Source organism: Vibrio sp. Isolate25, assembly GCF_022398025.1.
Classification (GTDB): Bacteria; Pseudomonadota; Gammaproteobacteria; order Enterobacterales; family Vibrionaceae; genus Vibrio; species Vibrio coralliilyticus_A.
In genome coordinates this window covers 225,667-239,888 of record NZ_JAKEUT010000005.1, presented here as the reverse complement: position 1 = coordinate 239,888, position 14,222 = coordinate 225,667, and the positions used below count along the sequence as shown (strand labels likewise).

Below are 14,222 nucleotides of genomic sequence, written 5' to 3'. Positions count from 1 at the left end.
GTGAGCTGGGCAACATCAACAGGGTTTTCTTCAAGGAAGTCGGCAAAGAAGTGTTGAATAGACATAAAAAATCGGAAACCTATAAACAGATTTCCGATTGTCTCTCATCAGAAGGATCGGTCAACCGATCCTTATCTGATCTACATTGCTCGCATTGCGAGGCCTTTTTGTTAGATCAGGAAACGGATGCTAACTCATTATTGGACAGAAGTGTGCTAGTGGATTTGCTAATTTAGCATTTAACGGATTATATGGGGTACTGCAAACCTCTACCTATTGGCCAAATTCACTCATCTACTACTAGCCAAGCATCAGAATGCAACCTTCCCAGCAATAGCGACTTCGTTACGTTTATTGGAAAAAGCACACAATAACAAGTAAATTTTGATGGAGTAACCATCTGATTTACTTCTACTACTTGAGTGAAATTTGCTGTCCTTCTGGTAATATGAAAGAGCCTTTATTAAGAGGTCAAACTAGTCAATCTATAAAGTTCAAGTTGGTTCCTATGCATAAAAAGTCAGTAACTAAGCCACCACTATATCAAGGCCACGCTCTTTCATTAAATCAACTTACGCCTGAGGACTTTGAAGACTTTACTTATCAATGCTTAACCATCTTGAGCGAGCATATCGGCCTCGAAATGCAAAGTGGCCGTCAGCCTGCTGCTGATCAAGGTTTTGATTGCGTTGCAAAAACTCTGGATACCAACAGTATCGTTTGCATACAGTGCAAACGATACTCAAGCACTAGCTTGAGTGTGGATCTTACGGCTAAAGAGATCATTAAAGCTGCATTAGATGCGGCAATCAACGGTTCAACAGTTGAGCAACACTACATTATCACTTCAGGAACAGTAGCTGGTAATTTAAGAATAGCTCTTAGGCAGGGCAACTACACAGATATTAAATCTAAGTGTAAAGAAATCATTTCCAAAGGTGATTTTCAGCCTAGTTTGCTCAACAAAGTAAAAGAGCTAGGGTTATCAAGTTATACCTTAGTTTCCGACTACTTGGACAACATTAAAAAACTGATAGTTTGGTCTGGTACCGATTTTACAAATAACCTCTTAATCGTATGGGATAAGCTAACTAATATTATTGAAAAACACTATTCTGTTGAAAGAGTATTAAAAGATTCACCTACGCCTAACTTTAATACAGTAGAGTATTGTGAAAAAGTAGCTAATAAAGGAACTCGACTTGTCGGGCTTTGGTATAGCCATACTAACCTACCGAATAATCTGGTTAGCAACACACGTGTAGAGACAATAGAAAACGGTTTCCTGTCAACCGAAGACATTGCTAATCTATTGAGAAGTGGAAACAACGTCGTTCTCTCATCATTGGGTGGCAGCGGTAAGTCTAGTACTTTAATCAACTTAGCTAGTACGCTAGTTAAAGATGCATTCGATATAGAATTTTTGCCTGTACTTATAAAATTAAGAAGTTACTCTAGAGGTAACTTAGAAAAATCCATCAATCAATCACTTGATATTTCTTATGGTTCATGGAGGAGTTTACCCTACAAATGTATATTACTTCTTGATGGATTAGACGAAATGATTCAAAGCGATACACAGGCTTTTTTTGACGAATTATCAGCAATAATTGGTAATAATTCTTTTATTCTATCATCAAGAAACACAGGTGTTTCCGTAGAAACTCTTGCTGAAAAGGTTGATTACTGTCTTGAGATCAAGCCTCTATCCTATCGGGATGTTGTAAATATTTCTTCAAAATCAATGCTAGAAAGTGAGCAAAGTGAATTTTGTAATCTATACAAAAACAAAATAGGAAGTGTTGGATTTAACTTTCTATTCTCTCCATTTGCTCTATCACTCTCGATTAAATACTACCAAGATCATAGGAAATTGCCTGAAAATTTAAACGAAATTATTGAAAACTGGATTTCTTCTAAAGTTAAACTTGATAAGTGTAGGATCAAGAATGCATCTCTCATTGTAAATAAACTACCCTATTTTAAAGTGAAAGAAGCTTTTTCACTTGTTACATATAAAGCCATATTTAAAAAGGGCTTAACCTCTCTGTCAGAAGCTGATTATTGGGAGCTTTTGGGGGAAACATATAATGAGCTGACTAATCAAGGTTTATCTGTAGCGAAGATGTTGAGCTTTGAGTCATTCTTGGAGTTGCTTGAACAGCATGAAATATATGTCAAGGACAATGATGGTGTTTACTCCACGCCTCATAAGATAATCTCAGAATACTTAGCGTCGATTGAGTTAAGCAAAAACTGGAGAAGCCATAAAAATAGCTACCTACACTCTGAATATGATATTTGGTTATATTGCAGCACATTCATTAACAATGAAGAAAAACAAGAATTTATTGAATTTATGTTCGAATGCGATCTTTCACTAGCGACCAAGGTCGCTAAACAATATGGCGGGGATTTTATAGAGTTTGTTGAAGGAAGAATACTCGAACTAGAACAAAACTTTGAAGTAATAACTAGAAGTGATGCTATATATTCTCTTGGTATTTTGGGGACTCAAAAGTGTATTGAACGGCTCAAATCTAGTGAAGGTTTACTTGATCCTCATCACCAATATCAGCGACGAAGAGCGCTAGCGATCAATGGCGACCGTGACACACTGATTAGCATTCTCGCAGATAACGAGATCAAGGCACAGATGCCTATAAAGATATCAGGAGGTGAATATGAGATTTGGTTTCAGTGTCCTCCAACTCTTATTACTGAGATCGCTAGAGAGCGTCTAAATACTTGGAAAAATGATCAAACCACTCCTGTTTGTATGAGCCTAAGAACCTTGAGAATTTTTGGTGATAATTCTGATATTTCTAACATCAAACTTATATTGCAGGAAACATCAAAGGAGCAAGAGTTTAATGATGCTGCCGCAACTCTTTACAGTATAGATAATGAATGTCTGATAGAGTCGCTAGAACTATTGGCAGAACCTTCAAATGACAAGTCATATTGGGCAAAGAAAAACCTCACAGCACTTAATTTTAATTGTAATATTGATGATGAGATCACTTTTTTTATTGAGCAAGGGCTAAAGTCTCAAGAAGAACTAAGTGACCAGAGCTATATGTATGGAATGCATAGCTTCGTTGAGTTCATCTGCAAGAATAAAATAACTGATGAACATATTGAAAAGCTCATTAGTGCGTATAGAAAACTAACTTTTTCAAGTGATTTTTATTATTGCAATCTATTTTGGTATATCGCTAATTCCACTAAATCTGATAAATTTATGCCCTTGGTAGAGTCCGCTTATTTGCGAAATAATTCTTCGGAGATAAATAATGCTATCGCTTATCTAGCAAAGCTTGATTCTCTTGATATAAGTCAAAAGTTAAAAAACAAGATAGACGATTATTTTAAATCACTAGATAGAGAACTAAAAGGCATTTATCACAACTACATCCACTACTACTTTAAACATGGTTCAAAAGATTTAGCAAAGAGCTTGCTTATTGACGAATTTAATAGCACATTTGGTAATCTTGATCCCCAAACGATAACTAGAGAACAATATATTTCATTTGATTTCCCAAACGCCTCAATCTTTAACATACTATCTAAATACGTGAGTGACATTGATTTCTCCATAGAGATGTCACTAAAGTTCCTGTTAGTATGCAGTGAACACATGGCTGATATAGCCTTGTCAAAATATAGTATATTAAATAAAATAGATAGAACCACACTAGACAATTATGCAGAACAAATAAAAGATGATTCTGTTAGAGTTTCTGAAGTAAGTTACTTGCTTAAAAATAATTTATCAAGCATGCCTTTAATACAACTGGAAAAGTATCTACCATACTTTCTTTCCCACCATATGTACTATCCGACATTAGAGGCTTTATATAATAAATATTGGAATGATAATTTAGCCCGTTCCTTTCTAACGAGCTTTATCACACATAACTGGAGTGATGTCTCTGCTCAAATGTTTGATAAATACATCAACTTCTTTTTGACCTTATTTACTAAGGAGCAATTAGAGGAGTTTGAAAGTCAACGCACTACGGATGTGAACGTTTATATCGAAAGGGTCTACAGAATTTGGCTTGGCTCATACAAGGTACACTACCAAAAACTGTAGAGACCTTTGATTCAGTCCTTGCTTTTTGCATGGCATTACTCAAAGTATTGCAAAAGCCTCATGTGCAAGTTTGGGGAGCGATTAGTGCTGACAAGCTTTGGGGCAAAAATGAGTTGGCTGGTCATCACCTCAGAAACCAAAGGCCTCGCAATTGCGAGGCCTTAGTTTTTACAAGTATAACCGAGAGGCTAAATAGCCATTGGTTTCACCCCGTACTTAGCGGTTAGCGAAAGCTTGGGATAATCGCTGGTATCCCTGGCAGAAGACCAACCAACGCCATCACACTGGTTAGCACCACAAGCATAGTGCCCGGCAACACCCAACGGCTCATTTTACTCAGTTCAACGCAACGTTCTTTACAACCGACTAAACCTAAGTTGTCTAACAGCATAGTGAGCGACCAACCAAATGCAGGGTTTACCAGCGCTGATGAAAATACAACGATTGCGGCAGATTGAATGGTTTTCCCTTCGCGCGTCATTTCCATGCCAGCTTCTAGCAATGGGACGAATACACTAACGATTAGCGCAACACAAAGCACAGGTTGCCAGATCGCAAAATCCATTGGGTAGCCCCAAATTGCGGCGATGATGCAAAACAGAGCCGTTAGCAAAGCGCCAGCAGGAATCGCAATGTAGATCTTTATTACTATTGGTAATGAACTAGTCGTTATTTGGTCTCGGCATCAGGACATAAATCAACGTCAGAATGATAAACATAGCGAAGGTGTATGCCTTCATCTGGCCATTCCATGAGTTTGCCCACATCGAGAACCACTCAGCGCCAACCACGCCAAAACCGAAATACCACACACCTAAAGCAACAGTAACACCGGCTACATAGAAAGCCTGACCTTTGGAGAATCCGGCTGCTTCACGTTTGAAGAACATAATTACCGCGCCGATAACGCACAAAGCGCCCGCAAGGAACTCAAGTGCGATGATCAGATTGTAAAATACAGTGTGAAGTGTCGGAGAAGTGATCGCACGTCCATACAGGTTATCACCTGTAAAAAATGCCTTCATTTGGTCCATGGCCAATACGTGTTGCACAAATTGGAAGTTTGTATTGTAGTCAATCACATTGTTATAGCTGACCAGTACGCAGAATACCCCCACATACATCGCGACAACGGCTTTCGAAATATCGAGAACCAAGCTCAGTCTCATAGCACAACCTCATTTACAGTTATTGTTTGTTTTGAAATAGTAAATTTGTTCATTCCGATACGCTCACTTCGATTGTATTCAGGAATGGAGTGATCAAATCCATAAGCGGTTGCTGGCGCCATGTACTGCGTAACACCTTCTTTGGTGCAGGTAATATGATCATGGCCATGACCACAAATAACTTCTCTGACGCCAGATTGCTTAAGGATGTTGAATATCTGTTGGTCGTTCTCAAGGCAGATGGCCTTCATCCACTCTGAGCCAACACGAATGACAGGGTGATGTACGACCACAATAGGGTCTTTTTTCTTACGGATTTGCTTTCTCAGGTGAGCGATACCGCGATTGTCTATTCTGCCTGAGCCGAGAGGGTGTTGAGCATCAATAGGTTTCTGACTTGAGTCGAGGAAGATGAAATCACGCCCTGCAATCTCACATTGATCCACCACCTGAATCAAAGAGCCCTTCAGCTCATCTTTCATCAAAACGATATCATCATGGTTACCTGCAATGGCATAAACCTGTTTTTTGCTATCAACGTGCTGGGAAACAAAACTCAGCAGCTTTGTATAGTCGCCTGATTTAGGACCACAGCAGATATCACCGGTCAGCAGAATTGTGTCGCAATCACTATCAGCATTTGCAACATTCAGCGCCTTCTCAAGGTTTTGAAAGCTCGACTCATCGCTCAAATGGCAATCGCTAATTTGAAACACAGTACTCATGTTTGTTCCTGATCAGGTTAATTATTAAGAGGGTTGGCCCCAGCAGAACCAGCTGTGCAACCAGCTTTTTAATGCTCGCCCAGAACATAATGTCCATCAGTAGGCTGCTTGCTTTTACACCCCAGAAAGCCAGGATGAGGAAGAGGTTAACGTCAGCGAGAGCAACGATCAGTGTTGCCAACGCAATTCTGATTGCGATGCTTTCAATCTTTAATGAGTTAAATAGCACACCAAACAGGAACATTGATACGAAGTAGGCACACAATGAGGATAAGTAAATTCGGTAATTACTGAGATTGTAGATTAGGTCAAAACTCTTATTGTAAGTCGACTCGGCGTTGACGCCGGGCAGAATCGCTGCGATGTACATCAGGCTGATAAACGACAGATAACCGAAATAGGCAAAGGTTATACATTTGAAGTACACGTCTGGAGAACGCGTCGCCATGATGATGGAAGAGAAGAGGTAAACAAACGGGTAGGTGAAGAATCCCGCCGTAAGATGGATACCGAAGAATTCAACAGCTTTTGCTGCGGCCATGTTTGAAGCAGTTAGGAAACAGAACAGCCCTAGAGTCGCGAGCATGGTTGACTTTTCTAGTACGTTCATTAGTTATTGTTCCATTTGGTGATAGATAGCAACAAAGTTTTCATTACTTATATTGAGTTTTTTCCTGATTGAAGGGGTAAGTAAGCTTTTCATCGTTACGGTTACCGGAATATCGGAAATTTCCATTTCGACAGTTTTTTCTTTTACATTGATCGCACGAATTCGTTTATCGGTAATGGAATACTGTCCTTTGTGAAGGTTAACATCGTGCTTATCGATATAAGCGTGCCTAAACATCTCCTTGTCAATAAATCCCACCAATCCATCGATGGAATAGAGTCGAGAGCGTTTTTTCCTTATTTTGAAGAAGTTATATTTTGACATTCTTTAGTTGCATTATTGGATAATCATTCTTATGAATTATTCTATTTGAAGAGATAAATAGAAATTTATTATCTTCTTCAATGGCTTTTCTCAAGACAATTTCACCAGTTTCTGTGAGACAAATATAATGATTTTTGTTTTTCAAAGGGGGAGTGAACTTTTCAAAAATCAACTGGCTACTTTTGGGTAAACTGTCAATAAGGTGGTTGTTTTTAATAAAAACATCGACACCTTCATGTTGAGATAGTCTAACAATTTCAGATTGCAACGAGTCAAAGTGATGAGATGAAGTCACTTCATCTGAAAGGTCAGAAAAGGTGATGTTGTAGTAATCACAGATCTTTCCGACTGTATCAATGGTGGGGTTACTGTTTTTTCCTGAATACAGGCTGTATAGTGTACTGTATTTTATGCCCATTTCCTGAGCGAGGAATTTTACACCGCCTGTATCATGCTTACTCTCTGTAATAAGCTTTATTATCTTATTTATCATTTAATAGCCAGCCAAACGTGATTTAATTCATGCTTGTAATTCATTAAAATAAATTATTTTGATTTATTTTAATGTAGTGTGTAATTTTTATTTGTTTTCCGTGAATCTAAATGTTTTTAGGCTATTAATCCAGAGTTAATTATCAGTTAATTGCTCTGATTGAAGTCGCAACCTGTTTAATCGGGAAATAATTATATTATTGCCAATTGTATTCTTATTGTTTGGAATCACAGCCTGCCTTTTGGTGGGCTTTTTTCATTTTCTGGTTCTAAAATGTGAGTTAGCAGTACCCCAATTTTAGTAGTGGCTACTCCATGATGAAGCTAAACGAATATGAAACGTGTTAGTCTTATTAGGAATAACCTTAAAGTTTCTAACTTATGAAAGCTAGCGTTTAGTCATGTACATAGATGGCTCAGTGGTCCCATTAACTGATATTCGAGTGGGGAACACCAAAAAGTAAAATACCCCGCCTGAGGCGGGGTAGGAGTGAGCCAAAACCATGTTTTAGCTACGGGGGACTGCTTTCAGCTATGTTGTTGCAGCGTTGCCTGACTCTTGGCCGGAGCGAGCACCAAGAACTAGTGTTAGAGCAAACGCTATAACGAATGAAATAGCCATGCCTGTGACATAGTAGCCTAGCTTGTAAGGCACAATCGAAATCACGCCAGGTAGACCCGCAGCACCTAATGCCTGAGCTTTGACGTTAAACAGAGTAATAAATGCACTGGCCGATGCCGCTCCGATAATCGCCGCAATAAACGGATAACGCAGCTTAAGATTGACACCAAACATGGCTGGCTCGGTAATACCCAGTAGGGCAGTGACACCCGACGGCATTGCAATTCCTTTAAGTTTATTGTCCTTGGTGGTAAAGCCAACCGCCAATGCTGCAGCACCTTGTGCGATGTTAGACATGGCAGCGATAGGGAAAATAAAGGTGCCGCCAGTGACTGCAATATCGGCGAGCAACTGAGTTTCAATTGCGATAAAGCTATGGTGCATGCCGGTAATCACAAACGGTGCGTAGATGAAGCCGAACAGTGCGCCGCCAATGAAACCAGCAGAATCGTATAGCCAGTTCAGGCCATCGCCAAGCAGGAAACCGATATCACGCGTGATTGGGCCAACCAATGTAAAGGTCAGGAAACCTGTGATAAAAATCGCCAGCATCGGCGTTAGGAGGTTATCCAGCACAGAAGGAATCACCTTGCGTAGGCCATTTTCAACCTTGGCAAGGATGAAGGCAGAAACCAATACAGGTAGAACTGAACCTTGGTAACCGACTTTTTGGATTTCGAAACCAAAGATGTTCCACGTCGGGATTGTCCCGGCTACGCTTGCTCCACCGAATCCCCAGCCGTTCAGCAGATCTGGATGCACCATCAGCATACCCAGAGCAGCCCCGAGGAACGGGTTTCCACCAAATTTCTTACTGGCAGAAAACGCTAATAAAACAGGAAGGTAAACAAAAGGTGCGTTAGCGAATGTGTTGATCATGCTAGCGAGGTCAGCAAGCCCAGGATTGGCATCAATCAGAGATTGACCGTCAATGAAGAGGCCTTTCGCTGTCAGTAGGTTGAACAGACCCATCAACAGACCACCAGCAACAATTGCAGGGATGATAGGTACAAAAATGTCGGATAAACCTTTCACTGCACGCTGAATGATATTCTGTTTTTGTGCACCCGCACTGGCCACATCGTTGGTCGACATGTCTGCCATGCCCGTCAGCTTCGCCATTTCAGCGTGTACCTGATTCACAATGCCTGAACCAAAAATGATTTGATATTGTCCAGCAACTTTGAATTGGCCTTTGACGCCATCTAAGTTACTGATCGCTTCTTCATTGATGATTGAATCGTCTTTCAGTGCAAGGCGCAGTCGCGTCGCGCAGTGGGCGAGTGCTTGAAGGTTGTCTTTACCTCCAAGTAACTCCAGCAGCTCTCTGGCAATTTTTGGATAATTCATTCCAAACCCCGATTATTATTTTGCTAATAATTTATAGTTCAAAAAGGCAGTAAATTTTTATGGGAACGTTTGCAAAAATGAATTCTTCTCTATCTGTCAGTGTCAGTCAAAGGTTAATAAAAGGTAATGTGAGTTGGATCGGCTAAACTTTTTTGCTAAACCGATTGGGCGAAGTGGAAATTCCGTCAGATTCTGGTAACTTTTGCAAACATTCCCAATAACTTAATGAAGGCATAGACATGGCAAGCCTGCACGATGTCGCCAGACTGGCCGGAGTATCTAAATCCACAGTCTCTCGTGTGATCAACAACGAGTATGGTGTAAAAGAAGCGACCAAGTTGAAAGTCATGAAAGCTGTCGACGAAGTGGGCTATGTGGTCAATCAAGTGGCGAAAGATCTCAAATCACAGAAAACCAATTTGGTGGGTGTCATTGTGCCGCGAGTCTCATCTAATGCCACGTCTCAAGGTGTTGATGGCCTAAGCCGCATATTTGAAAAGGCAGGAAAGCATGTTTTGCTGGCTAGCACTCAGCAATCTGATTCGAAAGAGATCGAGTTCATTCGTTTATTCAATCAAAAGCGAGTGGAGGGTATTGTTCTGTATGCGACACACATTGGCACTCAGTTGGTTGAAGCCATTTCTCAGTCAAGAGCTCCGATTGTTCTAATTGGCCAGGATGGTTCATTGTTTAATATCCCGAGTATTGTCCATGATGATCTGCGTGTAGGGTACGAAGCAGGAAAGCGCTTGCTCAATGCTGGATGCGAAAATATCGGATTTATTGGAGTAGCGGATTCAGACCTCGCCGTAGATAAACAGCGTTCTGATGGATTGAAGCAAGCGCTTACGATGCACAGTGAACAAGAGTTATTGTTCCATTGTCACGGAGAGTTCAGCATTGAATCTGGTTACGCCAATATGCGGCGTCTCATTAAAGAATATCCTCAGGTTGATGGTGTTTTTTGTGCAACTGACCGAATTGCCATTGGTGCAATTAAAGCACTGCAGGAAGAAAACATAGTGGTTGGTGAGCAAGTTAAAATACTGGGAGTAGGTAATGATGAGCTTGGCTTTGTTGTGTCTCCAAGTTTATCGACGTTTAGTTATCCATTTGATAAAGCAGGAGAAAGTGGTGCGGATGTGCTGCTTGAATTGATTGAGGGTAAACCTCAGGTGATGAGTAAAGTTGTACTGACTTTTCAGAATATACAGCGCGAAACCTGCTAGCCTTTCCACGCCTGAACTTCGTTTCAGGCGTTTTTATTCCTACATATGAAAATCCTCTCATTATATAAGATCACACTTCTATAGATATTCGTGATGAGTATTCTGTTTTTATAATTATTTTCGGGAACGTTACCGAAAATGTATTTATAGTCCACTCACTATCACTGAGGTGAAGTAAATAAATCGAGAACGAGTATTGAGGTTTATAGACCTAAAATTCGACGGTTCGCATTGGTTGTGAATTAACTGGGAACGTTTGCTGCTGAATCCAAGTTATTTTCTCAATGGAGAATTAGAATGAACAATATGAAGTCTTTACTTGCGTGTGCTGTCACTCTGGCAATCACACCTAATGCCTTTTCTCAAGACGATATGGCTTCTCTTGAAGCAAGGATCTCGGAACTAGAAAGCCGCCTAGCTCAAACAGAGCAAGTAGCAAAAGAAGCTGAAAAATCTGCCGGAAGCTTTGAGTTCCACGGTTATGCGCGAGCAGGATTGTTGATTAATGATAGCCTGAATGGTGCGACAGGAAGTGGCCCATACATGACGGCGGCAGGAACCTTAGGTGCTCCGGTTGGACGTCTTGGCCTTGAAGATGATAACTATCTGGAAGCCAACCTTGTTCATAATCGCGTGGCTGAAGATGGTTCAAAAGCGTATTACAAAATCATGCTGGCAGACAGTGTCGAGACTAACAATGAATGGACGGCAAGCGATAGTCAGCTAAACGTTCGACAGGTGTACACAGAGTTCTCTGATTTAACCTGGTTTAGCGGTGCGTTTGAAGATGCGAAAATCTGGGCGGGTAAGAGATTTGATAGAGACAATTTCGATATCCATTTCTTTGATTCTGACATCGTATTTCTCTCTGGTACGGGCGCCGGTCTGTATGACGTGAAACTAGGTGAGGACTGGAAAGCAAACTTCTCTCTTTATGGCCGCGATTTTGGCGAAATCGATAGTTCAAGTACTGATGTGGAGAACTATGTTGCGACTATGAACAACTACTTTGGCTCATGGCAGCTAATGCTCAACGCGATGAAATCAAACGATAATGCAGACCGCTCGACCAGCTCATCATCACCCACAGAGCGAGCAGAAGACGGCCTACATGCAATGTTAGCCTACCATGGCAATGACTTTTTCGGTGTCAGCGATGGCTTCTCGAAGTCTGGTGTATTGATTGGCCAGGGCCTTGGTGCATCACTCAAAGGTATTGGCTCTGATGGTGATCTGAATGATGATGCTCAGGCAGTTCGAATCTTTAGCTATGGCGTCACTAAATTCTCCGATAACTGGCGCATCGCACCCGCATTTATGGCTGAGATGAGCAAAGATCGTGTTAAAGATAACGATGAATTCCTATGGGCATCTGTTAACGTTCGATTGGCTCAAGAGCTAAATTCGAACTTTGAGATGGTTTATGAAGGCTCCTACCAGTACATGGATCTAGATAACAGCGTGGAAAAAGCAGACGGTAGCTTCTACAAGTTAACGGTGGCTCCGACTGTGAAGCTGGCGACGTCAGCTGGATTCTTTGACCGCCCTGAAATTCGCTTTGCTGTAAGTTACGTTGACTGGAGTGAAGATCTGGACAACTACTCAGTAAGCTTGGATTCAGGTGCCAGCACAATGGGACAAGGTGGTGAAACCTTGTTTGCCCTACAAATGGAAACTTGGTTCTAGCCCTGAGTTTTCAAAGAATCATTGCTCGATAAAAAGGCTTCCGGTCAGGTGTTAGCTTAGTGCCGGAAGCCATTTTCAATTTCTGAATCTCACCGGATTCAGCGTATTTATTTTCGTTTCTATACACTCTGTCACCACCTGAATAGTGAAGGTGAGTATCTACTGATCTTGTTCAAATAGAACAAATAGTGTATTTTGCAAACGTTCCCAACTTTTAGGTTTTAAAGATGTCGGTTGAAAGCCTGATCACCCAGTGTGGTGGTGAGACAAACATAACAAGAGTTCTGATGCCGCAAGGTCGATTGATATTTGCAATCAGAGATTGTTCGCGAGTGGCGAGCACTGTGTCAGGTTCTCAAATCAAAATTGTACTAGATGAATATCAAGTAGAGTTCCCAATTCCAGACTCATTAAGTCCCGCAGATCTGCTGTCTATAGGAAAGCGTATCGGCGAAAAACAAAGGTTGGAGCTTGAACACGCGCTCGACGCGGTTAACTGTCCGTTTCGACCCGATTGGCACATTTCTCCGCCACAGGGGTTACTCAACGATCCTAATGGTTTTGTTTACCATGACGGGCAGTATCACTTGTTTTATCAATGGTATCCCCATGGCTGTACCCACAAAGACAAATACTGGGCACATTTAATCAGCAAAAACTTGATTGAATGGCAGTGGCAACCAGTTGCGCTCACACCGTCTGATTGGTTTGATAGCCATGGTGCCTTCTCCGGGCACGCACTCAGTCATGGCTCTGAGTTGATGCTGTTCTATACGGGTAATGTTCGTATTGGCGAGAATCGCGAACGTCACACAACTCAGTGTCTTGCCACATCCAAAGATGGTGTGAATTTCGATAAACATGGGCCGGTTATCAGTGAGTTACCCGATGGAGTTACCGCACACATTCGCGACCCTAAAATCGTCCGACATCAAAACCAATGGTTTATGTTGTTAGGTGCACAAAATACGGACCTAAAAGGACGCCTGGCTGTTTACACCTCAACAGATCTTAGGGCCTGGAAGTTTGATACGCTTTATGGTGAAGAGCTGGGGGACTTTGGCTACATGTGGGAGTGTCCTGACATGTTTGAACTCGATGGGCAGATGCTTGTCGTCATCGGGCCACAAGGGATTGAATCTTTCTCTAAGCACAACACCATTCCTCATCACAACGGGATTGCTAAAGCTTGTTTGGAAAATGGTTTATCTTTGTCGCAGTTTGAACATCTGGATTATGGTTTCGATTTTTACGCCCCTCAGACACTTGAAACACCGGATGGCCGGCGGGTGATGTGTGGCTGGATGGGGTTACCAGATGAAGTTGACCAACCAAGCAGCGAAAATGGTTGGGTGCATCAGCTCACTTGTATGCGTGAGCTCAGTTACCAAAACGGACGGCTGTACCAATGGCCTGTTAAGGAACTCGAAGAACTCGTTCATAGCCAACGCCACATTGAGTTAACCGATGAGCCGTATCGCTTGGAGCGTAACTCGTTCGATCTTGAAGTTGAGCTGGAGTGGGGGCAGAGCCTGAATTTGTTTGAAAGTAGCCAGCACAAAGTTGTCTTGTACGCAGATGAAGATCGCCAAACACTTATACTGGACCGCAGCCAGACACTGAATCGAGCGGTAGATGCTCAAAGAGAACTCAAGCTCGATACTGATAAGATTCAACTGCGCATTCTTGCCGATACTTCCTCAATAGAAGTTTTTGTAAACCATGGCCAGGCAGTGATGACATCACGAGTTTTCGTTGAGCAGGCAGCGACAGGTATTTCACTGTTGCATGGCTGTCAGACCGCCAGATTAAAAACACTCAAAGCAGCACGACCGCCATTTGCTTGATTAGGTAACTGACTGCGGCGGTGAGTTGGCGTAACCGGTGTTAAATTTTGAACGTCTGACGGCTTA

11 protein-coding genes and 1 pseudogene are annotated in these 14,222 nt (G+C 41.7%); 5 read left to right on the top strand and 7 right to left on the bottom strand.

The window, feature by feature from the left end; all coding sequences use genetic code 11:
• On the top strand, positions 1 to 236 hold a 236-nt coding region (locus L1D15_RS13430), incomplete at its 5' end, for a hypothetical protein (protein WP_239876097.1).
• A 272-nt stretch (positions 237 to 508) separates the two neighbouring features.
• Positions 509 to 4,102, top strand: coding sequence for a hypothetical protein (locus tag L1D15_RS13425; protein WP_239876096.1), 3,594 nt, complete (start codon positions 509 to 511; stop codon positions 4,100 to 4,102).
• Between the two features lie 223 nt (positions 4,103 to 4,325).
• Here L1D15_RS13425 and L1D15_RS13420 read toward each other — a convergent pair.
• The 7 genes and pseudogenes from L1D15_RS13420 to L1D15_RS13390 all read right to left on the bottom strand — a co-directional run.
• Positions 4,326 to 4,730 (bottom strand): annotated as a pseudogene (locus L1D15_RS13420) (DUF3360 family protein); the annotation flags it as partial.
• A 34-nt stretch (positions 4,731 to 4,764) separates the two neighbouring features.
• A complete protein-coding gene (locus tag L1D15_RS13415; RefSeq protein WP_019277034.1) occupies positions 4,765 to 5,271 on the bottom strand; it encodes a DUF2165 domain-containing protein in 507 nt (168 codons plus the stop codon).
• The gene (locus tag L1D15_RS13410) at positions 5,268 to 5,996 is read right to left on the bottom strand and encodes a metallophosphoesterase (RefSeq protein WP_019277033.1); all 729 of its coding nucleotides are present in this window, start codon (positions 5,994 to 5,996) and stop codon (positions 5,268 to 5,270) included. Before L1D15_RS13410 ends, L1D15_RS13415 begins: the two co-directional genes overlap by 4 nt.
• Positions 5,974 to 6,606: a queuosine precursor transporter gene (locus L1D15_RS13405; RefSeq protein WP_006962692.1), complete on the bottom strand. Its 633-nt coding sequence runs from the start codon at positions 6,604 to 6,606 to the stop codon at positions 5,974 to 5,976. Before L1D15_RS13405 ends, L1D15_RS13410 begins: the two co-directional genes overlap by 23 nt.
• Positions 6,607 to 6,609: 3 nt before the next feature.
• Positions 6,610 to 6,843, bottom strand: a complete 234-nt coding sequence (locus tag L1D15_RS13400; RefSeq protein ID WP_239876095.1) for a hypothetical protein — start codon at positions 6,841 to 6,843, stop codon at positions 6,610 to 6,612.
• Between the two features lie 73 nt (positions 6,844 to 6,916).
• Entirely contained in the window at positions 6,917 to 7,423 is a 507-nt protein-coding gene (locus L1D15_RS13395; protein ID WP_239876094.1) for an XRE family transcriptional regulator, read from the bottom strand.
• A gap of 531 nt (positions 7,424 to 7,954) precedes the next feature.
• Positions 7,955 to 9,394, bottom strand: a complete 1,440-nt coding sequence (locus L1D15_RS13390) for a sucrose-specific PTS transporter subunit IIBC (protein WP_239876093.1) — start codon at positions 9,392 to 9,394, stop codon at positions 7,955 to 7,957.
• 239 nt (positions 9,395 to 9,633) lie between these two features.
• Between L1D15_RS13390 and L1D15_RS13385 the strand changes: the two genes are divergently transcribed.
• From L1D15_RS13385 to L1D15_RS13375, 3 genes are all read left to right on the top strand, one after another.
• The gene (locus L1D15_RS13385) at positions 9,634 to 10,623 is read left to right on the top strand and encodes a LacI family DNA-binding transcriptional regulator (protein WP_239876092.1); all 990 of its coding nucleotides are present in this window, start codon (positions 9,634 to 9,636) and stop codon (positions 10,621 to 10,623) included.
• Positions 10,624 to 10,929: 306 nt separating this feature from the next.
• Positions 10,930 to 12,309: a carbohydrate porin gene (locus L1D15_RS13380; protein ID WP_239876105.1), complete on the top strand. Its 1,380-nt coding sequence runs from the start codon at positions 10,930 to 10,932 to the stop codon at positions 12,307 to 12,309.
• 227 nt (positions 12,310 to 12,536) lie between these two features.
• Positions 12,537 to 14,156 (top strand): glycoside hydrolase family 32 protein, encoded by a 1,620-nt coding sequence (locus tag L1D15_RS13375; RefSeq protein ID WP_239876091.1) that lies wholly within the window; start codon positions 12,537 to 12,539, stop codon positions 14,154 to 14,156.
• Positions 14,157 to 14,222 lie beyond the last annotated feature (66 nt).